The sequence below is a fragment of the Pseudomonas sp. IT-93MI4 genome (assembly GCF_949767635.1).
Lineage (GTDB): Bacteria > Pseudomonadota > Gammaproteobacteria > Pseudomonadales > Pseudomonadaceae > Aquipseudomonas > Aquipseudomonas putida_A.
In genome coordinates, this window is record NZ_CATKPP010000056.1 from 57,799 (window position 1) to 80,356 (window position 22,558).

At 61.4% G+C, this 22,558-nt stretch carries 23 protein-coding genes; 12 read left to right on the forward strand and 11 right to left on the reverse strand.

Features of this window, described 5'->3' with window-relative positions; genetic code table 11:
- Nucleotides 1-24: 24 nt before the first annotated feature.
- Nucleotides 25-2,472 (reverse strand): penicillin acylase family protein, encoded by a 2,448-nt coding sequence (locus tag ACM6I7_RS23015; RefSeq protein WP_414889343.1) that lies wholly within the window; start codon nucleotides 2,470-2,472, stop codon nucleotides 25-27.
- Between the two features lie 190 nt (nucleotides 2,473-2,662).
- Between ACM6I7_RS23015 and ACM6I7_RS23020 the strand changes: the two genes are divergently transcribed.
- Entirely contained in the window at nucleotides 2,663-3,220 is a 558-nt protein-coding gene (locus ACM6I7_RS23020; protein WP_414889344.1) for a cysteine hydrolase family protein, read from the forward strand.
- Between the two features lie 149 nt (nucleotides 3,221-3,369).
- Here ACM6I7_RS23020 and ACM6I7_RS23025 read toward each other — a convergent pair whose 3' ends face one another.
- The 4 genes from ACM6I7_RS23025 to ACM6I7_RS23040 are packed head-to-tail and all read right to left on the reverse strand — an operon-like array spanning nucleotide 3,370 to nucleotide 5,085.
- Nucleotides 3,370-3,573, reverse strand: coding sequence for an SEC-C metal-binding domain-containing protein (locus ACM6I7_RS23025; protein ID WP_003198420.1), 204 nt, complete (start codon nucleotides 3,571-3,573; stop codon nucleotides 3,370-3,372).
- On the reverse strand, nucleotides 3,570-4,064 hold the full coding sequence (locus ACM6I7_RS23030; protein WP_027614355.1) for an LEA type 2 family protein: 495 nt from the start codon (nucleotides 4,062-4,064) through the stop codon (nucleotides 3,570-3,572). The genes ACM6I7_RS23025 and ACM6I7_RS23030 overlap by 4 nt, the downstream gene beginning before the upstream one ends.
- 42 nt (nucleotides 4,065-4,106) lie before the next feature.
- The gene (locus ACM6I7_RS23035; RefSeq protein WP_027614356.1) at nucleotides 4,107-4,583 is read right to left on the reverse strand and encodes a YchJ family protein; all 477 of its coding nucleotides are present in this window, start codon (nucleotides 4,581-4,583) and stop codon (nucleotides 4,107-4,109) included.
- Nucleotides 4,584-4,587: 4 nt separating this feature from the next.
- On the reverse strand, nucleotides 4,588-5,085 hold the full coding sequence (locus tag ACM6I7_RS23040; protein ID WP_027614357.1) for a DUF6231 family protein: 498 nt from the start codon (nucleotides 5,083-5,085) through the stop codon (nucleotides 4,588-4,590).
- Nucleotides 5,086-5,282: 197 nt separating this feature from the next.
- On the opposite strand from ACM6I7_RS23040, the gene ACM6I7_RS23045 reads away from it, so the two are divergent.
- The 4 genes from ACM6I7_RS23045 to ACM6I7_RS23060 all read left to right on the forward strand — a co-directional run bounded on the left by ACM6I7_RS23045 (nucleotide 5,283) and on the right by ACM6I7_RS23060 (nucleotide 7,977).
- Nucleotides 5,283-5,978 carry an OmpA family protein gene (locus tag ACM6I7_RS23045; protein WP_027614358.1) on the forward strand — a complete coding sequence of 232 codons (696 nt, stop codon included), beginning with the start codon at nucleotides 5,283-5,285 and terminating at the stop codon, nucleotides 5,976-5,978.
- 90 nt (nucleotides 5,979-6,068) lie between these two features.
- Complete coding sequence (locus ACM6I7_RS23050; protein ID WP_414889345.1) at nucleotides 6,069-6,788, forward strand: OmpA family protein; 720 nt, start codon at nucleotides 6,069-6,071, stop codon at nucleotides 6,786-6,788.
- A 162-nt stretch (nucleotides 6,789-6,950) separates the two neighbouring features.
- Nucleotides 6,951-7,226 (forward strand): DUF1145 domain-containing protein, encoded by a 276-nt coding sequence (locus tag ACM6I7_RS23055; protein WP_027614360.1) that lies wholly within the window; start codon nucleotides 6,951-6,953, stop codon nucleotides 7,224-7,226.
- Entirely contained in the window at nucleotides 7,219-7,977 is a 759-nt protein-coding gene (locus ACM6I7_RS23060) for a hypothetical protein (RefSeq protein ID WP_098967549.1), read from the forward strand. Before ACM6I7_RS23055 ends, ACM6I7_RS23060 begins: the two co-directional genes overlap by 8 nt.
- An 81-nt stretch (nucleotides 7,978-8,058) precedes the next feature.
- Here the strand turns inward: ACM6I7_RS23060 and ACM6I7_RS23065 are convergent, their stop codons facing one another.
- Nucleotides 8,059-8,523: a CopD family protein gene (locus ACM6I7_RS23065; protein WP_096797516.1), complete on the reverse strand. Its 465-nt coding sequence runs from the start codon at nucleotides 8,521-8,523 to the stop codon at nucleotides 8,059-8,061.
- A 99-nt stretch (nucleotides 8,524-8,622) separates the two neighbouring features.
- Between ACM6I7_RS23065 and dinG the strand changes: the two genes are divergently transcribed.
- The 5 genes from dinG to pdxH all read left to right on the forward strand — a co-directional run bounded on the left by dinG (nucleotide 8,623) and on the right by pdxH (nucleotide 16,623).
- The gene (gene dinG, locus ACM6I7_RS23070) at nucleotides 8,623-10,767 is read left to right on the forward strand and encodes an ATP-dependent DNA helicase DinG (protein WP_003222341.1); all 2,145 of its coding nucleotides are present in this window, start codon (nucleotides 8,623-8,625) and stop codon (nucleotides 10,765-10,767) included.
- 94 nt (nucleotides 10,768-10,861) lie between these two features.
- Nucleotides 10,862-13,354 carry a beta-galactosidase gene (locus ACM6I7_RS23075; RefSeq protein WP_414889346.1) on the forward strand — a complete coding sequence of 831 codons (2,493 nt, stop codon included), beginning with the start codon at nucleotides 10,862-10,864 and terminating at the stop codon, nucleotides 13,352-13,354.
- A gap of 213 nt (nucleotides 13,355-13,567) precedes the next feature.
- Nucleotides 13,568-14,713 (forward strand): serine hydrolase domain-containing protein, encoded by a 1,146-nt coding sequence (locus tag ACM6I7_RS23080; RefSeq protein WP_414889347.1) that lies wholly within the window; start codon nucleotides 13,568-13,570, stop codon nucleotides 14,711-14,713.
- A gap of 113 nt (nucleotides 14,714-14,826) precedes the next feature.
- The gene (locus tag ACM6I7_RS23085) at nucleotides 14,827-15,951 is read left to right on the forward strand and encodes an OmpA family protein (RefSeq protein WP_414889348.1); all 1,125 of its coding nucleotides are present in this window, start codon (nucleotides 14,827-14,829) and stop codon (nucleotides 15,949-15,951) included.
- A 24-nt stretch (nucleotides 15,952-15,975) separates the two neighbouring features.
- Nucleotides 15,976-16,623 carry a pyridoxamine 5'-phosphate oxidase gene (gene pdxH, locus ACM6I7_RS23090; RefSeq protein ID WP_202369501.1) on the forward strand — a complete coding sequence of 216 codons (648 nt, stop codon included), beginning with the start codon at nucleotides 15,976-15,978 and terminating at the stop codon, nucleotides 16,621-16,623.
- Between the two features lie 5 nt (nucleotides 16,624-16,628).
- Here pdxH and ACM6I7_RS23095 read toward each other — a convergent pair whose 3' ends face one another.
- A complete protein-coding gene (locus ACM6I7_RS23095; RefSeq protein ID WP_096797521.1) occupies nucleotides 16,629-16,865 on the reverse strand; it encodes a hypothetical protein in 237 nt (78 codons plus the stop codon).
- A gap of 167 nt (nucleotides 16,866-17,032) precedes the next feature.
- Here ACM6I7_RS23095 and ACM6I7_RS23100 point away from each other — a divergent pair, with 167 nt between their 5' ends.
- Nucleotides 17,033-17,497, forward strand: coding sequence for a glycine zipper 2TM domain-containing protein (locus ACM6I7_RS23100; RefSeq protein ID WP_007969461.1), 465 nt, complete (start codon nucleotides 17,033-17,035; stop codon nucleotides 17,495-17,497).
- Nucleotides 17,498-17,570: 73 nt separating this feature from the next.
- Here the strand turns inward: ACM6I7_RS23100 and ACM6I7_RS23105 are convergent, their stop codons facing one another.
- Genes ACM6I7_RS23105 through ACM6I7_RS23115 form a run of 3 tightly spaced genes read right to left on the reverse strand, consistent with a single transcriptional unit; the run spans nucleotide 17,571 to nucleotide 19,326 of the window.
- Complete coding sequence (locus tag ACM6I7_RS23105) at nucleotides 17,571-17,822, reverse strand: pyocin S6 family toxin immunity protein (protein ID WP_041070597.1); 252 nt, start codon at nucleotides 17,820-17,822, stop codon at nucleotides 17,571-17,573.
- A gap of 27 nt (nucleotides 17,823-17,849) precedes the next feature.
- Entirely contained in the window at nucleotides 17,850-18,095 is a 246-nt protein-coding gene (locus tag ACM6I7_RS23110) for a colicin E3-like toxin immunity protein (RefSeq protein ID WP_041070595.1), read from the reverse strand.
- A 7-nt stretch (nucleotides 18,096-18,102) separates the two neighbouring features.
- Nucleotides 18,103-19,326, reverse strand: a complete 1,224-nt coding sequence (locus ACM6I7_RS23115; protein WP_414889349.1) for an S-type pyocin domain-containing protein — start codon at nucleotides 19,324-19,326, stop codon at nucleotides 18,103-18,105.
- 337 nt (nucleotides 19,327-19,663) lie between these two features.
- Between ACM6I7_RS23115 and ACM6I7_RS23120 the strand changes: the two genes are divergently transcribed.
- Nucleotides 19,664-20,758, forward strand: coding sequence for a PLP-dependent cysteine synthase family protein (locus tag ACM6I7_RS23120; protein WP_414889350.1), 1,095 nt, complete (start codon nucleotides 19,664-19,666; stop codon nucleotides 20,756-20,758).
- A gap of 139 nt (nucleotides 20,759-20,897) precedes the next feature.
- Here the strand turns inward: ACM6I7_RS23120 and ACM6I7_RS23125 are convergent, their stop codons facing one another.
- Nucleotides 20,898-22,511, reverse strand: coding sequence for an NAD(P)/FAD-dependent oxidoreductase (locus ACM6I7_RS23125; protein WP_003222357.1), 1,614 nt, complete (start codon nucleotides 22,509-22,511; stop codon nucleotides 20,898-20,900).
- Nucleotides 22,512-22,558 lie beyond the last annotated feature (47 nt).

The window sequence follows — 22,558 nt, forward strand, 5'->3', positions numbered from 1 at the left end:
CTCGCTCCCACAAGGGAACTGCGTTTATTTGCCGGGGGTCAGGGTCAAACGCGTCTTGCCATACACCCGGTCAAAGTTCTGCGGCTGCATCGGCAAGCCGATGTACTGACCCTTGAGCCAAGCGTCGATGCCGTTGAGGTAGTTCGGGCTGGCCGGGTTGCCGGACTGGCCGGTGCCGTTCTGCCCCATCAGCGGCTCAGCCTGGCTGAAATCGACGATGAAACGCATCGACGGCGCCCGCGTGGTGTTGAAGTCCTTGCCCCAGGCAAACGCCGCGGTATTGAGCGTGGTGTGATCGCCACCGGCTGCCAGCGGGCCACGAACGGTCTGGTCGTTGGCGTTTTTCCACGTGTAGCTGTGCAGTTTGCCCCACTGCCAGGCCTTGCGATCGCCACCCAACTGACTGTCGCCAGCGTTGATCGCGGCGGCCAGACTGCGCGCCAGAATCACGGCTTTGTCTTCTTTCTGCGGTGTACGCAAGTCATCCCAGAACGGGCTGTCTTCGCGCCCGAGCAGGTGATCGGCCTGCGCCGCGTAGGACAAGTCGCCATTGGCAACAAAGGCTTTCCACGCCGGGCTCGACTCCGGGCCGAGCTCATCGAGGAAGATCTGCTTCATGCTTTCTTGCAGGAACAGTTCATAGATCGCCGCATCCGCCGAGGTCGGGTTGAGCTTGCCGTCGAACGCCATCAACCGGGTGAAGGCCTCGCGCGCCTTGCTGCGATCGGCTTCCGGCAGGGCGTCGATCGCCTGTTTCAGCGGCTGCTTCATGCCCGGCGCTTCAAACATTTTCTTCAGCTTGGCAGCGAAGGTGGTGGTCTGGTCGTACTGCATGGCGATCACGCTGCGACCGTCCTGTTTGCCGCTGTTGGCCAGTTCCGCCAAGCGCTCACCGCGCTCCGGCGCCGCCCACGAGTTGGACAACTGCATGCCGTAGCCGTGAGGAATGACCCGCTGGTTGGCGGTGCCGAGCCAGCCCTGGGTCGGGTCCTGATCGTACGGGTGCAACATCGGGTCGGCGTAACCGTCCCAGTCGTAACGACCTTCCCACCCCGGCGATGGCAGCAAACCTTCGCCTTCGCGACGGTTGGGGAAACGCCCGGTGACCTGCCAGCCGATGTTGCTGGCGTCGGCGAATACCATGTTCAGGGCGATGGCGCGGATCTCGCGACTGGCGTCTGACGCGCGTTCAACGTTCTGCGCGCGGGTCAGGTCAAAAAATGCGTCCAGTGATTTGTCGTCGGTGAAGCTCGGGGTTTGCAGGGCCAGGCCAAAACCGTTGCCCTGTATGGCCTGAGCACTGTTGAGCAGCGCGCCGTGGCGGGTTTCGTACACCGCTTCGCGAATTGGTCGCTGGCCTTTGACGAAATAGGTTTCGTTGCGCACGCCCAGCGGCTGCCATTTGCCATTGACCTCATAGGTCAGGCTGTTGCCCTGACGGCGGATTTTTTCCAGGAACAGGTCCTGATTGTCGCCGAGCACGCTGGTGGCGCTCCACGCGACTTTGCCGTTGAAGCCACCGAGGACCATCGGCAAACCGGCAACGGTGACACCGGCAGCCTGATACTTCGGCGCGCGGATCTGCACGAAGGTCCACAGCGACGGTGCCGCCAGTGGGCCGTGGCTGTCACTGGCGAGAATGCTTTTGCCGCTGCGGCTGCGTTGCGGGGCGATGGCCCAGTTGTTCGAGGTGCTGGCGCCGAGCAGATTCACCGCCGCCAGTTGTTGGCTGGCGTTGCTCAGCTCCGTCAGGCCGGGAATCTGCCCGTTGAGCTTGAGGCCTTGCAGCTTGTCAGCCTCGGCCAGTGGCAGGTTTTCATCCGGTGCGGACGGGGTCAGCCAGGCGAGTTTGTCGCTGCTCACGGTTTGCGCCAGCACCAGCGAGGCAATCTCTTCCGGCAGGTTGGCCGACTGGCTGAAGTTCAGCAACGCGAACATCAGTGCCGAATCTTCCGGTTTCCAGTATTCCGGCTTGTAGCCACTGGCGGCGAGATCGCCCGGCAGTTTGTCGGCGTAGCGGAACAGGTAGGCGTTGACGCCCCGCGCATAGACTTCGAAGAAACGCTTGAGGCGTGGCGACGAGGCCTTGTACAGCTCGTCGGCGCTTTTCTTCAGGTTGACCGCGCGCATGTAGCGGTCGGCGTCGAGCATCGAGGCGCCGGACATTTCCGCCAGACGCCCCTGGGCCAGCAGGCGCAGGGTGACCATCTGGTTGATGCGGTCGCTGGCGTGCACGTAACCGAGGGTGAACAGTGCGTCGTGGAAGCTGTTGCTTTCGATCAACGGCATGCCCATGGCATTGCGTCGCACCGAAACGTTCTGCGCCAGGCCCTTGAGCGGTTGCACGCCGGAGGTAGGCGGGAGGGTGTCCTGCGCGTTCCAGGTCTGGCAACCGGACAGGCTCAAGACACCGGTCACTGCTGCGGCAACGCCGAACCGGGGAAGAAAATGTGTAAGGGCTGGCGAGGCCATGGCAAAGCTCCTGCGGGGGTGTAGAGGCTGGGGGCGCAATAAAGCCGCTACGTTAGTGAGCAGGAGATGGCCGCGCAAGCGGGGCGAGTGGTTATTTCTTGCCATTGATCGATGATTGTCTGATGGCTTGCTTATTTGCAGGGGTGGGTGATGAAGTGCGGGAATCAAATGACTCTCGTGAGAAGACGCCATGGAGCTGAAGGCCAACGCTGCACTGATCATCATCGACCAGCAACAAGGCATTCTACAGCCGCGACTGGGTAGGCGGAATAATCCACAGGCCGAAGAACGCATGCTCGATTTACTGAGGGCGTGGCGCAGTAGCGGGCGGCCGGTGATTCATGTGCAGCATCTGTCGCGTGAACCGGATTCGGTGTTCTGGCCCGGGCAGTCAGGGGTGGAATTTCAGCAGCGATTCATGCCGCAGGACGGTGAATGGCTGATCCAGAAACAGGTACCGGATGCGTTTTGTGCCACGGGGCTGGAAGCGCAGCTGCATGAGGCGGGGATCGGGCAATTGATCATTGTTGGTGTAGCGACCAACAACTCGGTGGAATCCACAGCGCGCACGGCGGGCAATCTGGGGTTTGAGGCGTGGGTGGCGGAGGATGCGTGTTTCACCTTCGACAAGGCCGATTATTTCGGCACACCGCGTTCAGCCGAAGAAGTGCACGGGATGTCGCTGGGGAATTTGCAGGGGGAGTATGCGACGGTGGTCAGCGCTGCGCAGATTCTGGCGGCTGTCTGAACATTTTGGGGGTGAATGTACCGGCCCATTCGCGAGCAAGCCCGCTCCCACAGTCGACTGCGTTCAGTCAGCGGGAACGCGGTCAACTGTGGGAGCGGGCTTGCTCGCGAAGGCAATGTGTCAGGCGAAGAATATCTTCACCTGAAGCATCAAGCGCCGTGGCACTTCTTGAATTTCTTGCCGTTGCCGCATGGGCAAGGGTCGTTGCGGCCGACGTCTTTCAGGGCGTTGCGCACCGGTTCCTGGTGGGCGTGGCCGCAGTTCGGGCCGTGGACATGGCCATGGTCGTGATCGTGATGATGGTCATGATCGTGGTTGCAGTCAGGGCCATGGACATGAGGTTGCTGAGTCATCGGTTGTGCTCCGGAATTAAATCGGCGGGGATTATCACGCCATTGCGCTCCAGGTGCACGTAGTGGGCGATGAATAAACCGGTTTCCATCTCGCCCTGCAATCGATAGGGCACCTGCTGGTGCTGACTTTTCAGCATTTTCACCACGTCCTTGACCCGCGGCCACAGGTTGGTGCGAATCGGTATCCGATAGAACGCGCTGCTTTTCGGCCCTACCGTGATCCAGTGTTCATGCTCGCCTTCGGCCAGCAACAGGTCTGCCAGATGAATGCGATATTCCATGCCGCGCACGGTCAGGTCGCTGTCGTTGGGGTTGTCGATGCGAAAGTGCAGGATGAATTTCTGTTCGAGCAGCTTGGCCCGCACCACCTCGACTTTTACCAGGTGCACGGCGGGGTCGACGCTGTCGTCGCTGAACCATGAGGCGCAACCGCCGAGGTTCAGGATCAGCATCAATAACAAGCCATGCAGTGTGCGACAGTGACCGAGCATCGAAAAAACTCCCTTTGTGCCCAGTCTAGTCGGCACTTCCCTTTATGCGCCGAAATACCCCGCACAGCACTTCTTGAACTTCTGCCCGCTGGCACACGGGCACGCGTCATTGCGCCCCAGCTTCAACTGCACGGTCGGGTCGATGAAGTACCAGCGCCCGGCGTTCTGCACGAACGAGGAGCGCTCGCGGTGGCTGTGTTCGCCCTGGCTGTCGTGCCAGCGCGCGGTAAAGGTGACGAAGGCATGCTCGGGTTGGCCGCCGAACACTTCCGAGCTTTCGACCTCAAGGCCCAGCCAGGTGCTCTGCGCGCTCCAGGCGCTGATCGACTGGCGATCCAGACCGGCCTGCTGGGCGGGCAGGGTGGTGGCCACCAGATAATCGATCAGCCCCAGCACGTAGGCGCTGTAGCGCGAACGCATCAGCGCTTCGGCGCAAGGCGCCGGGTGGCCTTCGTGATAGTGGCCGCAGCAGGCCTCCAGCAGGTTGCCGCTGCCGCACGGGCAAATGGCTGTACTCATTGCATTACCACCAGTATTTGCCGAAGTTTTCCGGATTGGCCCAGAATCGCGAGTTGAGCCAGTCGGGGACTTGTTTGTAGTCAAGCAGATCATAGGTGAACAGGGTCAGTACCTGATCGTCACGCTGGAAGCGTTCACTGGCCTGCAGCGCCAGCGAGTAGAAATCGGTTTCCTGCCAGCCGCTGGCCGGCAGATCCGCCAGCACTGCAATGCGACTGGCGTTGAGGTTGCGAATCCCGCCCAGCAGATTCAAGCCGTCACGCTTGGGCAGGTGCTCCAGGCAATCGACCACCAGCGCCAGGTCGAAGCGCCGCGCCGCCAGTTCGGCGGGCAATGCACCGGGTGCGGCGTGGGCCACGCAGGTGTCCGGATGTGCCTGCTTGAAAGCGGCGAGCGCCGGAAATTCGCTGGCGCCGATCAGCAGTAAACGCGCCGGGGCATAGCGATCCAGTAAAGCAGCCAGCGCCTGTTGCGGCGTGCGCGAAGAAATGGCGACGTTCATCGAAGCTCCTCAATCAGATCGCCAAGACTAGCGCGCCAGACGGATCCGGCCTAGACCCCGATTTGCCGCGGGCGGCAAAAGTGCCGAATCCCTGTGAACACGGTCCCAAATGCCAGTGGCCTATTGCTGGCGGAGATTAAAACTCCGGTCTTTACTCCGTGAATCGGTTCTAAGCCGATCCCTCAGGAGAAAACCAGATGAGCATAGTTCGGACAGCATTACCTTTGATTCTGCTAACCAGTGTGTTGACTGGTTGCGCAGGTTTGCAGAAAACCGACTGGCCGACCTGTGCGGCGGTCGGTGGTGTAGTCGGTGCCGGTCTCGGCGCGACGGAAAGTTCGTCGTGGGCCGGCTACGGCGCGCTGATTGTCGGTGGTACGGCAGCGGCCTATTGCTGGGTGCACGGTGATGGCGACGAAGACGGAGATGGTGTGCCGGACAGTCGCGACAAGTGCCCGCACACGCCTAAAGGCGTGCAGGTCGATGCTGACGGCTGCCCACCACCTGCCCCTGCGCCAGTGGTAGAAGAGGCGGTTGTGGTCAAGGAAGAAACTATCGTCATTCGCGATGTGCACTTCCAGTTCGACAAAGCCACCCTGACCGGCTCCGACAAACAGGTGCTGGATAAAGTCGCCACGCGCCTGAAACAAGAGTCGTCCACGGCGCAACTGACCGTGACCGGCCACACCGACAGCGTCGGCAGCGATGCCTACAACAAGAAACTGTCGGATCGCCGTGCGCACTCGGTGGTGGAATACCTGATCCAGCAGGGTGTGCCGCGTGCCAGCTTCGTTTCGGTCTCGGGCATGGGTGAAAGCCAGCCAGTGGCGGATAACAAAACCGCAGACGGTCGCGCACAGAACCGTCGTACCGAAATCAAAATCGTCCGCTAGCCCCTCTCGCATCTGCGGCTTGTGCAGTCGCGGATGCGGGTCTTTACTCCTGTGTAACCGGTATGGGCCGGTGACACAGGAGCTTTCACAATGACTGTTTTCTCAAGGTCCGTCTTGCCGGTGCTGCTGGGCAGCCTGCTCACCGGTTGCGCCACTCATAGCGATGGCGATGCCCCTCTCAATCAACGTACGTGGCCGATCTGCAGCCTGATCGGCGGGCTGGTCGGTGGCGGTCTTGGCGCCATTGAAAGTGGCGGCTGGGCCGGTGGCGGTGCGGCGTTGGGGATTCTGACTGGCGGGCTGATCTGTTATGCCCAGGATGGCGATGAAGACGGCGATGGCGTGTTCGACCGCCGCGACCGTTGCCCTGACACCCCGGCCAATACCCCGGTCGATCATCGCGGCTGTCCGCTGCCGCAATATCCGGTCACTGCAAAAGCTCCCGAACCTGCGCCGCAATCGGAAGTCATCACCCTCAGCGATGCCGGCAATGTGTTGTTCGATTTCGACAAGTCGGACCTGACCCCTGCCGCCAAGGCCCAGCTCGATACGCTGATGGACAAATTGCGCAACGCCGACGTGGTCAGCATCAAGGTTATCGGCCATACCGACAGCAAAGGTTCGGACGCCTACAACCAGGCACTGTCGGAACGACGCGCCAGCAGCGTGGCGGCGTACCTGCTGAGTCAGGGCCTGGCGCCGGACAAACTGACCAGTGAAGGGCGCGGCGAGAGCGAGCCGGTGGCTGATAACGCAACGGACGAGGGACGGGCAAAAAACCGTCGGGTGGAGTTGCATATCAATCGCTAGGACTTGTCTGTAGTCCGCAGGCTAGAGCTGCCGGTCGACGATCGTCGTCGAACCGGCAGCGATCCGACGACTGACAAATGTTTTTTCTTTTGCCCCTCTGGCTTATCCCCCGCGTAAGCCGTTACTGTGCGCCCAAAGAATAATTCCGACACGGGGGAGCGTATGAAGGTTTTCTGGGGGCTGGGGCGTTTGCTGACCCTGCTGTTCTGGTGCGTGGTGGTGGTCAATCTGCTGCTGCCGTTTGTGCATCCGCTGCATGCGCTGGTCAATCTGGCCGGTGCCTCGCTGCTGGCGCTGCATGTGCTGGAGTTGCTTTTCTCGCGCCTCAAAGGGCGTCCCAACCCGTGGCGCGACCGTCTGCGCATCCTGCTGTTCGGCGTTTTTCACCTGCAAACCATCCCGGCCCCGGCCGCTCCGGAGGCTTCTTCCCATGCGTAAACTTTGCCTGCTCGCTGCACTCATCAGTCCTCTGGCCTGCGCCCAGGTGGTCAGCGTCGAAACCAACTCCCTGATGCGTTTGCCCAACACCGCCAGCACCTTGCAGCTGGAACGCCTGGACGTGGCGGACTACGGCACCTTGCTGATTCCTGCCAATGTGACCGAGCTGACCGTCGGTGAATTGCGTCTGGGCCATGAAGCGCGCATCGCGATCGTCCCGAGTGAACAGGCGCTGGACATGAAAGTCATTCGTGCCGAACTGTCCGAAGGCAGCCTGATCACCGCACGCGGCGCGCCGGGCACCTATGAAAAAGCCGCCCGTGCCGGGCGTAATCTGAATTTGCAGTTCAAGGCACTGAACGCGCCAAAACTGTTTGTCGATGCCCGTGGCGGCACCGGCGCACCGGGTTTCGTCGGCCTGGATGGCGGCAACGGCGAAGATCCGGGCTGCACCTGGGGCGCGGCCGGTCATGGTTTTGACGGCAGCAATGGTAGTGACGGCCAGCCGGGTGCACCTGGGGCGCTGGTGCGTCTCGAAGTACCGCGTGAGTTCCCGGCCGAGCTGATCAAGGTCAACGTTGCGGGCGGCGCCGGTGGTCCAGCGGGTGTTGGCGGTAAGGCGGGCAAGGGCGGCCAGTCCAAGGGCTGCCTGGTGTATCGCGCCGATGGCGGCAAGAACGGCAAGGCCGGGGCGGATGGTCAGCCTGGGCCGGTGGGTGCGGCGGGGGCTGTGACCGTACAGCGTCTCTGAATAACAGCACTGTTCGCAATTGAGGTGAGGGGTTAAATCCCCTCACCTCAAATAGTGCTTTTAGTGCTTGCCGTCAGCGGGTCAGAACATCGGCCGCGCCGCCGCAATCGCCACCAGCACCAACCCGACAATCAGGTTGATCCCCACCACTCGGCGAATCCGCCCCAATACCGCCGCACCCGCCGGCCAGTCCTTGGCTTCCACTGCTTTACGCAATTCCGGCAGCATCAAGCCCTGAATCCGGATAAACAGCGCCGTCATTACCACATACAGCCCGATCATCACCTGTACGTACTTCGGCGCGGTCTCGAATCCGACCTGCTGCAAGTGCAACATGCCGACGCCGCTGATCGGCAGCAGAATCACCGCGACCCAGACCCAGCGGAAAAAACCTTGAAACACTTCCACCCACAAGGTCAGGCGGCCAGGGCCGTCGAGAGCCTTTACCGCCGCCGGGCGCAGGACCATCCAGGCGAAAAACATGCCGCCGACCCAGACCAGGGCGGACAGGACATGCAGCGGATAAACGAGGCTAAAAGGTGTCATTGGGGCACTCCGTTCTGCGCAGGATTAATTAGCGGGGTATGATAGCCGCCATCCGAAACCACTGAAAATTTATCCAGCGTTTTTAGCGCCCGACAATCAATGATCAGCACTGAACTCAAAACCACGATCCAGGGCGCCTATTCGCGTTTTCTTGAAGCCAAGAGCCTCAAGCCGCGTTACGGCCAGCGCCTGATGATCGCTGAAATCGCCAAAGTCCTCGGGGATATCGACACCGACGACGAAGGCCGGCGCAGTGGCGACCCCGCGATTGTCGCGGTGGAAGCCGGCACCGGTACCGGCAAGACCGTGGCCTACAGCCTGGCGGCAATCCCCACGGCGAAACTGGCCGGCAAGCGCCTGGTGATCGCCACCGCGACCGTGGCTCTGCAAGAGCAGATCGTCTACAAGGACTTGCCCGACCTGATGCGCAACAGCGGGCTGAACTTCAGCTTCGCGCTGGCCAAGGGCCGTGGCCGCTACATGTGCCTGTCCAAGCTCGACATGCTGCTGCAGGAAGGCCACGCGCAAACTGCCACCGCCCAGCTGTTCGAAGAGGAAGGTTTCAAGATCGAGGTCGACGAGGCCAGTCAGAAGCTGTTCACCAGCATGATCGAGAAGCTCGCCGGCAATAAATGGGACGGCGACCGCGACAGCTGGCCCAACGCGCTGGAAGACGCCGACTGGGCGCGCCTGACCACCGATCACAGCCAGTGCACCAATCGCCACTGCCCGAACTTCGGCCAATGCGCTTTCTACAAGGCGCGCGAAGGCATGGGCAAGGTCGACGTGATCGTCACCAACCACGACATGGTGCTGGCTGACCTCGCTTTGGGCGGCGGCGCGGTGCTGCCCGACCCGCGCGACACCATTTACGTATTCGACGAGGGTCACCACCTGCCGGACAAGGCCATCGGCCACTTCGCCCACTACACGCGTCTGCGTTCCACCGCCGACTGGCTGGAAACCACCGCGAAGAACCTCACCAAACTGTTGGCCCAGCATCCGCTGCCGGGCGATCTCGGCAAGCTGATCGAGCAAGTGCCCGAGCTGGCGCGCGAGATCAAGACCCAGCAGCAGTTCATGTTCACCGCGTGCGAGCAGATTGCCGATTTCAAACCCGGCGAAGACGTCGAAGGTCGCGAACGACCACGCCATCGTTTCGTCGGCGGGGTGATTCCCGAGCACATGCGCGAAATGGGCATCGAGCTGAAAAAGGGTTATTCGCGGCTCAACGATCTGTTCACCCGCCTGACCGACCTGCTCAAGGAAGGCATGGACGGCGAGGTCAACATCGGCATCGCCAGCAATCAGGCCGAGGAGTGGTATCCGCTGTTCGGCAGCCTGTTGTCGCGGGCGTCGGGCAACTGGGAGTTGTGGACCGCGTTCACCGCCGAAGACCCGGAAGACAGCCCGCCGATGGCGCGCTGGCTGACGCTGGCCGAAAGCGGTTCGCTGTTCGACATTGAGGTCAACGCCAGCCCGATTCTTGCCGCCGAAACCCTGCGCCGCAGCCTTTGGAACGTGGCCTACGGCTGCTTGGTGACGTCGGCAACGCTGACCGCGCTGGGCACTTTCGACCGTTTCCGCATGCGCGCCGGTCTGCCGAAAAAAGCCGTCACCGCCGTGGTGCCGAGCCCGTTCCATCACGCCGACGCCGGTGTGCTGCGGGTGCCGGATCTGAAGGCCGACCCACGCGACGCCGCGGCTCACACCGCGGCGATCATCCGCGAGTTGCCGGATCTGGTCGAAGGCTCGCGCGGCACGCTGGTGCTGTTCTCCTCGCGCAAACAGATGCAGGACGTGTTCGATGGCCTCGACCGCGACTGGCGCAAGCAAGTGTTCATTCAAGGCAACCTGTCGAAACAGGAAACCCTGAACAAGCACAAGGCGCGGGTCGATGGCGGCGATTCCAGCGTGCTGTTCGGTCTTGCCAGTTTCGCCGAAGGGGTGGACTTGCCGGGGGCGTACTGCGAGCACGTGGTGATCGCCAAGATCCCGTTCTCGGTGCCGGACGACCCGGTCGAGGCGGCGCTGTCGGAGTGGATCGAGGCCCGTGGCGGCAATCCGTTCATGGAAATCTCGGTGCCTGACGCCTCGTTGAAGCTGGTCCAAGCCTGCGGGCGTCTGCTGCGTACCGAAGAAGACCGCGGCACCATCACCTTGCTCGATCGGCGCCTGGTCACCCAGCGCTACGGCAAGGCGATCCTCAATGCGTTACCGCCATTCCGTCGTGAAATATCCTGAGACAACGGTGGGCAGTTTTGCCCGCCGCGCTGTCTATCTCTCTGCCATGCTTTTCCATTGGCCTTAGTTGGTCGTTAGGGAGAACTCCGTTCTTATGATTCGCCGTTCGTTGCCTGCCGTATTCGCCTTGATTTTCGCTGCCCCGTTACTGGCGGCGCCTGCGGGTCAGCAGACCCTGTTCAACTTCGTCCGTCCTGCCGACGTGGTGAAAGTCGTCACCGAAAACACTGACCTGCCACAAGCCAACGCCGAGCAAACCCCGGAAGGTGAAGTGCTGCGCCGGGTGACGTTCAACCCGGTGGCTCGTCCGACCCTGCGCCTGACCCCGCAAACCGGCGCCTGGGACTGGTCGCAGTCGGGCATGATGAGCCTGCGTCTGCAAAGCGCAATGAACTGGGCCGTGACGGTCTATGTGCAAATCCAGAGCAACAACGGCCAGACCCTGACCAGTCGCGTCGACCTGCCGGCCGGCCCGGCGCAAACCCTTTTGGTGCCGCTGGTGGCGACCTCGCCGCTGAGCCAGGGCATTAAGGCCGGGCCGCCGATGCCGATGACCGTCGACGGTCAGCGGATTCTGCTGGCCAGCAGCAGCGGTGAACTCGATCGCAGCCAGGTGGTGTCGGTGAGCTTGTGGATGGATCAGCCGAAAGCCGCGCAGAGCCTGCTGCTCGAACGTTTCGGCGTGCAGGACGGCGATGCCGTGACCCAGGCTGTCTACGGCAATCTGGTGGACGCCTACGGTCAATCGACCCGCAGCAAATGGCCGGAAAAAATCAGCAACGACGAACAACTGAAATCCGCCGCCGCCAAGGAACAGCAACAGCTGAAAACCTGGCTGGCCGAGCGCGAAAAGTCCTCGCTGGACAAGTTCGGTGGCTGGAATAAAGGCCCGGCGTTCAAGGCCAGCGGCTTTTTCCGCACCGAAAAGCGTGACGGTCGCTGGTATCTGGTGACCCCTGAAGGGCATCCGTTCTATTCGCTGGGGGTCAACACCGTCAGCCCGCAGGTCAACCAGACTTACGTGGCCGGGCGCGAGTGGATGTTCGAATCCCTGCCCAAGGCCGACGAGCCGCTCGCCAGCCATTTCGGCGAAGGCGATAACCGTGGCGGCAACGGTGCCGATCAGGGCCGTGGCTATGGCAACGGGCGCTGGTACGACTTCTATGGCGCCAACCTGGAGCGGGTTTACGGCGAGCCCTGCAAACCGGACAGCGATACCAAGGCCGGAATTGCTGAAGCGGCCAAGGCTGGTGCGGTTGAAGAAACCGCAGTAAAAGCTGCCGAGCCTGTGCCAAAGTCAAACGAGGCGAAGGCCGGTGTCGCCGCAGCGGCGAAAACAGACGCCGTAGCGACGACTGCTGAAAAGGCTGCAGATCAACCCGTCGCTGCGCCGTGCAAGGCCACGGTCGATCAGCAGAAGTGGGCCACGCACACCCTCGATCGCCTGCAGGCCTGGGGTTTCAACACCGTCGGCAACTGGAGTGCCGACTCGCTTGCCGACGCCGAACGGGTGCCGTACACCTTGCCGCTGTCGATCGTTGGCGACTACACCAGCATCAGCACCGGCAGCGACTGGTGGGGCGGCATGCCTGACCCGTTCGACCCGCGTTTCGCCATGGCCACCGAGCGTGCCGTGGCCATTGCTGCCCGCGATCATCGTGATGATCCGTGGCTGATCGGTTACTACGCCGACAACGAGCTGGCCTGGGCCGGTCCGGGCGACGATCCGCAGTCGCGCTACGCCCTGGCCTACGGCACATTGAAAATGACCACCGACGTGCCGGCCAAGCGCGCATTCCTCAAGCAACTGCGCGACAAGTACCGCAATCAGGCGGGGCTGTCGAAAGCGTGGGGCATTGATCTGCCGGCGTGGGAGTTGATGGAAGACCCGGGTTTCGTGCCACCGATGCCGAATCCGGAGCACCCGGAAATCGAAAACGACTTCAAATACTTCCAGAAAGTGTTCGCCGACACTTACTTCAAAACCATCTCCGATTCGCTGAAGTGGCACGCGCCGAATCAGTTGCTGCTCGGTGGCCGTTTCGCCACCAGCACTCCGGAAGCCGTGGCGTCCTGCGCGCAGTATTGCGACGTGTTGAGTTTCAACATGTACACGCTGAAACCGCAGGACGGCTATGACTTCGCCGCTCTGCGTGCCCTCGACAAACCGGTACTGATCACCGAATTCAACTTCGGCTCCAGTGATCGTGGCCCGTTCTGGGGTGGCGTGACGCAACTGGCGCGGGAAGAAGATCGTGGCCCGGCGTACGCCAATTTCCTCAAACAGGCGCTGAGTGAACCGTCGATTGTCGGCGTGCACTGGTTCCAGTATCTGGATCAACCGGTGACCGGGCGTCTGCTCGATGGCGAGAACGGGCACTTCGGCCTGGTGGGGATTACCGATCTGCCGTATCAGGGCTTTGTCGAGGCGGTGCGCAAGAGCAATTTGCAGGCGATCGATCAGTTGGGCAAGGAGGCTGAGAAAGCGGCCGCCGCCGGTCATGAAGCCGAAGGCGGGCGCAAGGCTGAAGCCGGCAAAGGCCCGGGGGGCGGGCATGCCGGTGGGCACTCGGGCAATGGTCATTAAGGTTTAGACCGCGTCATCGTTCTTCGCGAGCAGGCTCGCTCCCACATCGGATTTGTGAACACCATCGATCCAGTGTGGGAGCGAGCCTGCTCGCGAAGGCGTCAGCCGCCTCACTACAGCATTCAACCGTCCGGCCCGCAGCTGTTCCCAAATCCCTCAAGGGCTGGAACAATGCGGGCCACTTTGTAGAGCGTTTTCGCGGGGGAGTTGCGGGTGCAGATTCAGGGACATTACGAGCTTCAATTCGAAGCGGTGCGCGAGGCTTTCGCGGCACTGTTCGACGATCCCCAGGAACGCGGCGCAGCCCTGTGCATCAAGGTCGGCGGAGAAACCGTCCTCGACCTCTGGTCCGGTACGGCCGACAAGGATGGTACCGAAGCCTGGCACAGCGACACCATCGCCAACCTGTTTTCCTGCACCAAGACCTTCACCGCGGTCACGGCGCTGCAACTGGTGGCCGAAGGCAAACTGCAACTGGATGCACCGGTTGCCCGCTACTGGCCGGAATTCGCTGCCGCCGGTAAAGAATCCGTCACCCTGCGCCAACTGCTCTGCCATCAGGCCGGTCTGCCGGCCCTGCGCGAGTTGCTGGCGCCTGCCGCCCTCTACGAATGGCAGACCATGGTCGACGCCCTTGCGGCCGAAGCGCCGTGGTGGACGCCGGGCACCGGCCACGGCTATGCCGCCATCACCTATGGCTGGCTGGTCGGGGAGTTGCTGCGTCGCGCTGACGGTCGCGGGCCGGGCGAGTCGATTGTCGCCCGCGTCGCCAAGCCGCTGGGGCTGGATTTCCACGTCGGCCTGCCTGACGAAGAGTTCCACCGCGTGGCGCATATTGCACGGGGCAAGGGCAACGTCGGCGATGCCGCGGCCCAGCGCCTGTTGCAAGTGACCATGCGCGAACCGACCGCCATGACCACTCGCGCCTTCACCAATCCGCCGTCGGTGCTCACCAGCACCAACAAACCGGAATGGCGGCGCATGCAGCAGCCGGCCGCCAATGGTCATGGCAACGCGCGCAGCCTGGCCGGTTTCTACGCCGGTTTGCTCGACGGCAGCCTGCTTGAAAGCGAAATGCTCGAAGAGCTGACCCGCGAACACAGCTACGGCGAGGACAAGACCCTGCTGACCCGCACCCGCTTCGGTCTGGGCTGCATGCTCGATCAACCGGACATGGCGAACGCCACCTACGGCCTCGGCCCGCGGGCGTTTGGTCATCCGGGGGCGGGCGGTTCAGTGGGTTTTGCTGATCCCGAGCACGATGTCGCGTTCGGTTTTGTGACAAATACCCTTGGGCCGTACGTCTTGATGGATCCGCGCGCGCAGCAACTGGCGCGGGTACTTGCCACTTGTCTGTAAAGCTTTACATGAGGTTCCAGGGTTGGAACCAGATCCGGTTTTTCGATTCAAAGCGTCAGTTTATCCGGGCAAAAGAGCTCTGATTTTTCATTACTTCACTTTGTGGATTTTCAATGTCATCCAAAAAAACTCTCGCCCTGGCCCTGTGTGTTGCGATCACCGGTTGCGCACAGACTCCTAAAAACGATGCGGATGGCGGCAACTGGTGGCCGTTCGGTTCCTCCGACAAAGTGGCGGCCAAAGAGCCGGCCCCGGTTCCGGCTTCTGTCGCAGCCCCGGCGCCGCTCAAACCTGCCGCGACCGCACCGGTGGCCAAGACTGAAAGCAGCAGCCACTGGTACTGGCCGTTCGGCGGTTCCGATGATGCGGCGGCCAAAGCCGAGGTGAAACCCGAAGTCAAACCGGCGGCAGTGGCCAAGGCCGATGCCGACACCGGCACCAAGTGGTGGTGGCCGTTCGGCGGCAAGGATCAATCGACTGCCAAAGTGGTGCCGATGCCTGATCCGAAAGTTACCCAGGCCTGGCTGGATGACTACGAGCCACGACTGCGTGCAGCGATCAAGGACAGCAATCTGCAACTCGAGCGTCGTGACAACGTGCTGGTGGTGATCGCGCCGGTTGAAGGCTCGTTCAACCCGAAACGTCCAGCGATGCTGCTGCCGGTGACCCTCAGTCCGTTCACCAATGTCGCGAAAATCCTCGAAGCCGACCCGAAAACCGCAGTTCTGGTGCTTGGTCACAGCGACAACACCGGTGCCGCGCCGGCCAACGTCAAACTCAGCCAGGAGCGCGCCCAGTCCGTGGCGGCGATCTTCCGCCTGAGCGGCTTGCAGCGTGATCGCCTGATGCTGCGCGGCATGGGCGGCGATGCCCCGCGTGCGGCCAACGACAGCGCCGAAGGCCGTGCCCTGAACCGTCGCGTCGAACTGCTGGTGACCCCGCAGAACACCATGGTGGCCCTGCTGAGCAAATACAACATGCCGGCGCCGGCACCGACCACGATGATTGCGGCTCAGGACGTCAAGCCTGCAGTCAAACCGGTAACCCCGGCGCCAGCTGCTTCGAAGGCCGCCGTACCAGCGAGCAAAAAGGCTCCAGCGAAGAAAGCCGCCGCCAAGGCGCCTGCGAAAAAAGCTGCGACCAAGGCACCGGCAAAAACCCCTGCCAAGAAAACCGCCCCGGCCAAAGCCGCAGCGACTGACAAGAAAGTTGCTGCAAGTGATACTTCCAAGCAGTGATCCGCTAACGAAAAGGAATGCGCCATGACCCAGGCTCTGGCAGATATGCGTCGTGATTACACCCGGGACGGACTGACCGAGGCGCAAGCCCCGGGCGAACCGTTTGCGCTGTTCCACCAATGGTTTGCCGACGCGGTGAAAACCGAACAGGCGCCAGTGGAAGCCAACGCCATGACCTTGGCCACGGTGGATTCGGACGGGCGGCCGCATTGCCGCATTCTGCTGCTCAAGGGGCTGGACGCGCAGGGCTTCACCTTTTTCACCAACTACGACAGCGCCAAGGGCCAGCATCTGGCGGCGAATCCTTTCGCGGCCATGACGTTTTTCTGGCCAACCCTGGAACGCCAGGTACGCATCGAAGGGCGGGTGGTCAAGGTCACGCCGCAAGAGTCCGACGCGTATTATCAGGTGCGACCACTGGGCAGCCGGCTCGGAGCCTGGGCCTCACCGCAGAGTCGGGTGATCAACGGGCGCGGCGAGCTGGAAGACCTGCTCAAGGCGACTGAACAGCGCTTCAGCGACACCCAGCCCGACTGCCCGGAACATTGGGGCGGTTACCGCCTGCTGCCGGAGCGCATCGAGTTCTGGCAGGGCCGTCCAAGTCGTCTGCACGATCGCCTGAACTACCGTCAGCAGGGCGCCAACTGGATTCTTGAACGTCTGGCGCCCTGAGCAGTCTACCGAGCGGGATAGCCTGCCGCAGCGGCCTCAAGCCACTTCGGCAGGTCCCGACGCTTGATCTTCTGCACGCGGGCATCGGCCAGTCGTTCCAGCATGAAGGCGCGTTTGTCTTCATCCTTGCCCGCCAGCGACAGGGCCAGATCACGATCCATCCAGCGTTTGATCCGCACGTACAGCCACCAATGGAAGTACAGACCGGCGACGGTGGTGACGAAAATGATCAGGTAATCCATGAAAATCCTTGGGTCGGCAGGGCGGATTGAGCGATTTGGCGCTACTGTTGGGTGAGTTTGCAGGTGCCTGTACCGGGCCTGAATAAAATCAAGTTTATCCGGGCTGCGTCGTGACAGGCGTCAAGCAGCGGGGTTTAATGAACACATGTTCTTTTGGAGTTGATGCTATGCGTAAGTCTGTTCTGCTGGTTGCTTCCTTTTCCACGATGGCGATGTTGCTGACCGGCTGCCAGTCGAGCCTGACCGGTGACTCCTACTCCCGTGACGAAGCGCGTCGTGTGCAGACGATTCGCATGGGCACCATCGAATCCCTGCGTCCGGTGAAAATCGAAGGCACCAAGACCCCGATCGGCGGCGCTGCAGGCGCAGTGGTCGGCGGTGTAGGCGGCAGCGCCATCGGTGGCGGCAAAGGCAGCATCGTCGCGGCGGTCATCGGCGCCGTAGCCGGCGGCCTGATCGGTTCGGCCACCGAAGAAGGCCTGACCCGCACCCAGGGCGTGGAAATCACCGTGCGCGAAGACGACGGTAGCATGCGCGCCTACGTGCAACAGGTTCAGGAAAACGAAGTGTTCCGTGTTGGTGAGCGCGTGCGCATCTCCACCGTCGGTGGCACCAGCCGCGTTTCGCACTAAGCGGCAACGAGCGGTAAAGAAAAACCCCGATCAGGTGACTATCGGGGTTTTTTGTTTGTTTCAATTCGCTCGCTCAATGCTGGGCACAGGTGCCCATGAAATATTCCAGACCCTTCGGGAATCTGACATTCAGAAGGTTCTCTAGCGCGGGTATCTGATCTTGATTCAACAGCAACTCGCCGGGTTCAACCTCACCAAGAGGCTTGGACTCTATGAGCAGGGCGATTTTTTCATTCATCTCGCTGCTCGTGATCTCCAGCTCGAACTGCAAAGAGTCGTCCTGAACTACATCGGGAAAAAAACCGGTGATCGAAAGGTAGCGCATTGAGGTCAAACAACCTGTTTATCGATATCAACTGTAGTCAAACGAAATTTGATAGTCGTTAGTATTCAGAGCGATGCGATGTTGAAAGTACGGCTGAATGGTAGCAACCCAATTTTCGACGACGTTGAAGCTGCCATTGTTGATGTTGCCATCCACTGGAATACCTAAGGCATTTAATACTGATTCATCATCTCCCAGATCTTTTGACGTCTCCTCGCCCTGAAATTGCAGGGTTGTCGTGTCGTACCACTCAAGTCTTAGTTCCAGTCCCATTTCTTCCTCACAGATACCTTTTTTTAATGCTTCTTTCTTTTAAAGGGCCTTCGCGTCGTTCACCTGTTTGGGGATCGAAGGCTCCCAGGTGTGCTCCATCGCTTCGATACATTTCTAACTCCCCATGCCTTGAATCCCATTCGTAAATTTTCTTTCCTTTGGCATCTGTCCAGCGCTTACGAAGTCCACCTCCACCCTGAACCGGATTTTTGTCTTTAACTTTTTTCAAGTCTGGAAATGCGGTGATTTGCTCCGTAGTCGGCGGTTTATGGTAGCTATGACCAGCAGGTGCCAAGCCTTTGCGTTCTGTACTCAGTACAACGTATAACGGTTTTACCCCCGAATCCGCCGGAAACACCAGAATGAAATCCCGATACTCCGGCGGATAAACCGGGTTCACCAGAATCCCGTCCGCCGCATTCGTCGGCGGATACACCCAGATGTGCGGGGCCTGTGGTGCGGCCTCCAGTGCCGGAATACCGAGAACGTCCGAGCCATCCACCGCCGGCGTCCAGATCAGTTCGATGCCTTCGCCGAGGTCTGCGACAAAGCGGTTATCACGTGCGGTGAACTGCGCGACATCGACCATTTCCCAGTCGCGATTCTTGCCGGTGTAGAAACCATAACCCTTGAGGCTGCCGTCGGCCTGTTGTTCGACATGTAGGCGCACGCGGGTTCGAGCCTGTCTGAGGGCGAGCAACTGGTCTTCGGTGTAGAGGGCGCTGTCGCCCAGGTTCGATGGCATGAGCAACGCCACCAGCCCGACCAAAGGGGTCACAACGGCGGCGGAAGCGATGGCGGGCAATGCCTTGAACGCCTCACCCGCAAGGGCGAAGGTGCCCAGGCCTGCCGGGATGGCAGTGCCGCTGATTTTCTTGAGTGGAACGCCGCCGCTGTCATCGGCTTCACGGCCGCCGAGCAGGACCAGATCTCCGTAATCTTTCAGGCTGTCGGTCGGCACCATCCCCGAAGGATTCGAGTAATCGATGATCGCGTCCGGCAACTTGCAGGACTTGGCGAACACGCACCCGGCGCGTACGGGATCAGGCTTTTTCGCCGCAACCTCTCGACTGCGCTCGAAAGCCTCCTGCCGCGCCAGCATGGCGTCGTATGCATTTTGTCGGGCTTCGCGCTCGGCCAGTTCAGTGGCCGTCATGTAGCGCCAGGTGACGTGATGGCCGTCGCCCGCCGGTGGGTTGGGGACCCGAGGAATGTCCTTGTTGCGAGCCACTGAGCGTCCTTTCGTTCATCCATCGACAACCCTTCGAAAGGGCTGTGCGACGTTAACGAAGCGGACAAATGCTGGCTGTAGGACGGATCTTTGATTAAGTGCGGATTGTTCGCTATTTGTCAGGCAGGGGGGCGAGCAGGCCGCTTCAGTTCAAAGAACGGGGGGATAGGTTTCTGCGCAATTACTGCAAAAGCCTGATACCCATTTGCCCAGAACCTGGCAGTTGGTGGATGAATTGAGCCTCAGCTGTATCTGTGAGCCTTGCCGGTTTTTTCCTATGCTGGGGGACTGAGCCTGTGACAAGGCTACTCCTGCCCGACTCAACGAGAGCATGACCATGAGCGACAACCGCCAGTGGGCCCGCGAAGCCATCCGCATCATCGAAGCGGACTTCCAGCGCAGCGCCGACACCCATCTGATCCCCTTGCCGCTGCCGGGGTTTGCAGGCATCGAGTTGTATTTCAAGGACGAGTCGAGCCATCCCACCGGCAGCCTCAAGCATCGCCTGGCGCGGTCGTTGTTCCTGTATGCGTTGTGTAACGGCTGGCTCAAACCCGGCGCGCCGGTGATCGAGGCGTCCAGCGGTTCGACGGCGATTTCCGAAGCGTATTTCGCGCGCATGCTCGGTTTGCCGTTCATTGCGGTGATGCCGGCGACCACCTCGAAAGAGAAGATCGCGCAGATCGCTTTCTACGGTGGCCAGAGCCATCTGGTGAAAGATCCGACGCAGATTTACGCCGAATCCGAACGTCTGGCCCGCGAGCATGGCGGCCATTTCATCGACCAGTTCACCTACGCCGAGCGGGCCACCGACTGGCGGGCGAACAACAACATCGCCGAATCGATCTTCCAGCAGATGCGTTTCGAGAAACACCCGGAACCGAGCTGGCTGATTTCCAGCCCCGGCACCGGCGGCACCACCGCGACCCTGGGTCGTTACGTGCGTTATCGCCAGCATTGCACCCGCGTGTTGTGCGCCGACGCCGAGCGGTCGGTGTTCTTCGATTATTACCAGACTGGCGACGCCAGTCTGCGTCTGGACTGCGGTTCACGAATTGAAGGCATCGGTCGGCCACGGGTCGAGGCGTCGTTCCTGCCGAAGGTCATAGATGCGATGGTCAAGGTGCCGGACGCCTTGTCGCTGGCGGCCATGCATTATCTGGCGCAGCGTCTGGGACGGCATGTCGGCGGGTCGAGCGGCACCAATCTGATCGGCGCGCTGATGGCGGCGCAGCAGATGAAAGCGGCGGGGGAGTCGGGGTCGATCGTGGCGATTCTGTGCGATGGCGGCGAGCGTTATGCCGACACCTATTACGATCAGGCCTGGCTGAAGGCGCAGGGGTATGAGCTGGAGGGGTTGATTGCAGCGGTGGCGGCGAGTGCCGAACGGGGTGAGCCGCTGCCAACCACAGTGCTGCGCGCAAATATCTAAAGCCAGACTCGGAAACCAATGTGGGAGCGGGCTTGCTCGCGAAGGCGCTGTGTCAGTCAACATTGTCGTCGACTGACACAGCGCCTTCGCGAGCAAGCCCGCTCCCACAGGAGGTTGGTGTTACTTCAAGACAGATGTATCAGGCTTCCAGACCGAGAATGTCGCGCGCCACGGCCTCGGCAATCCGAATCCCGTCGACCCCCGCCGACAGAATCCCACCGGCATAACCCGCGCCTTCACCCGCGGGGAACAGACCTTTGACGTTCATGCTCTGCAGCGATTCGTTACGCGTGATGCGCAGCGGCGACGAGGTGCGGGTTTCGATCCCGGTCAACACCGCATCGTGCAGCGAGTAACCGCGAATCTGCTTCTCGAACGCCGGCAACGCTTCACGAATCGCTTCGATGGCAAAGTCCGGCAGCGCCAGGGCCAGATCGCCCAGGGCCACGCCCGGTTTGTACGACGGCTCGACTTCGCCCAGTTCGGTGGACGGGGTGCCGTTGATGAAGTCGCCGACCAGTTGTGCCGGGGCCTTGTAGTCGCTGCCGCCGAGGATGAACGCGTGGGATTCCAGGCGCTCCTGCAACTCGATACCGGCCAGCGGGCCGCCCGGGTAATCGACTTCCGGGGTGATGCCGACGACGATCCCGGAGTTGGCGTTGCGCTCGTTACGCGAGTACTGGCTCATGCCGTTGGTGACCACGCGATTCGGCTCGGAAGTCGCCGCCACCACGGTGCCGCCCGGGCACATGCAGAAGCTGTAGACCGAACGACCGTTCTTGGCGTGGTGCACCAGTTTGTAGTCAGCGGCACCGAGTTTCGGGTGGCCGGCATATTTGCCCAGCCGCGCACGGTCGATCAGCGACTGCGGGTGTTCGATGCGGAAGCCCACCGAGAACGGCTTGGCTTCCATGAACACGCCACGGCTGTGGAGCATGCGGAAGGTGTCGCGGGCACTGTGGCCGAGGGCCAGAACCACGTGTTTCGAATGCAGGGTTTCGCCGCTCGCCAGCTCGACGCCGACCAGTTGGCCGTCTTCGATCAGCACGTCGGTGACGCGTTCCTGGAAGCGTACTTCGCCGCCCAGGGCGCGGATCTCTTCACGCATGGTCTCGACCATGCCAGTCAGCCGGAACGTACCGATGTGCGGTTTGCTGACGTAGAGGATTTCTTCCGGCGCGCCGGCCTTGACGAATTCGTGCAGGACTTTGCGGCCAAGGAACTTCGGATCCTTGATCTGGCTGTACAGCTTGCCGTCGGAGAACGTGCCCGCGCCGCCTTCGCCGAACTGCACGTTGGACTCGGGGTTGAGCACGCTTTTACGCCACAGGCCCCAGGTGTCCTTGGTGCGCTGACGGACTTCGGTGCCGCGCTCGAGGATGATCGGCTTGAAGCCCATCTGCGCCAGCAGCAGGCCGGCGAAAATCCCGCACGGGCCGAAACCGACCACGATCGGGCGCTGGCTCAGGTCGCTCGGCGCCTGACCGACGAATTTGTAGCTGACATCCGGCGCCACGTTGACGTTACGGTCGTCGGCGAACTTGCCCAGCACCTTGGCCTCGTCGCGTACGGTGAGGTCGATGGTGTAGATGAAGCACAGTTCGGAGGACTTTTTGCGCGCGTCGTAGCTGCGCTTGAACAAGGTGAAATCGAGCAAGTCATCGCTGGCGATGCCCAGGCGCTGCACGATGGCGGCACGCAGGTCTTCTTCGGGATGGTCGATTGGCAGCTTGAGTTCGGTGATTCGTAACATGGTGAGGATCCGGATTCGCGGGGCGCACAACTGCGCCAAGGCGTTTG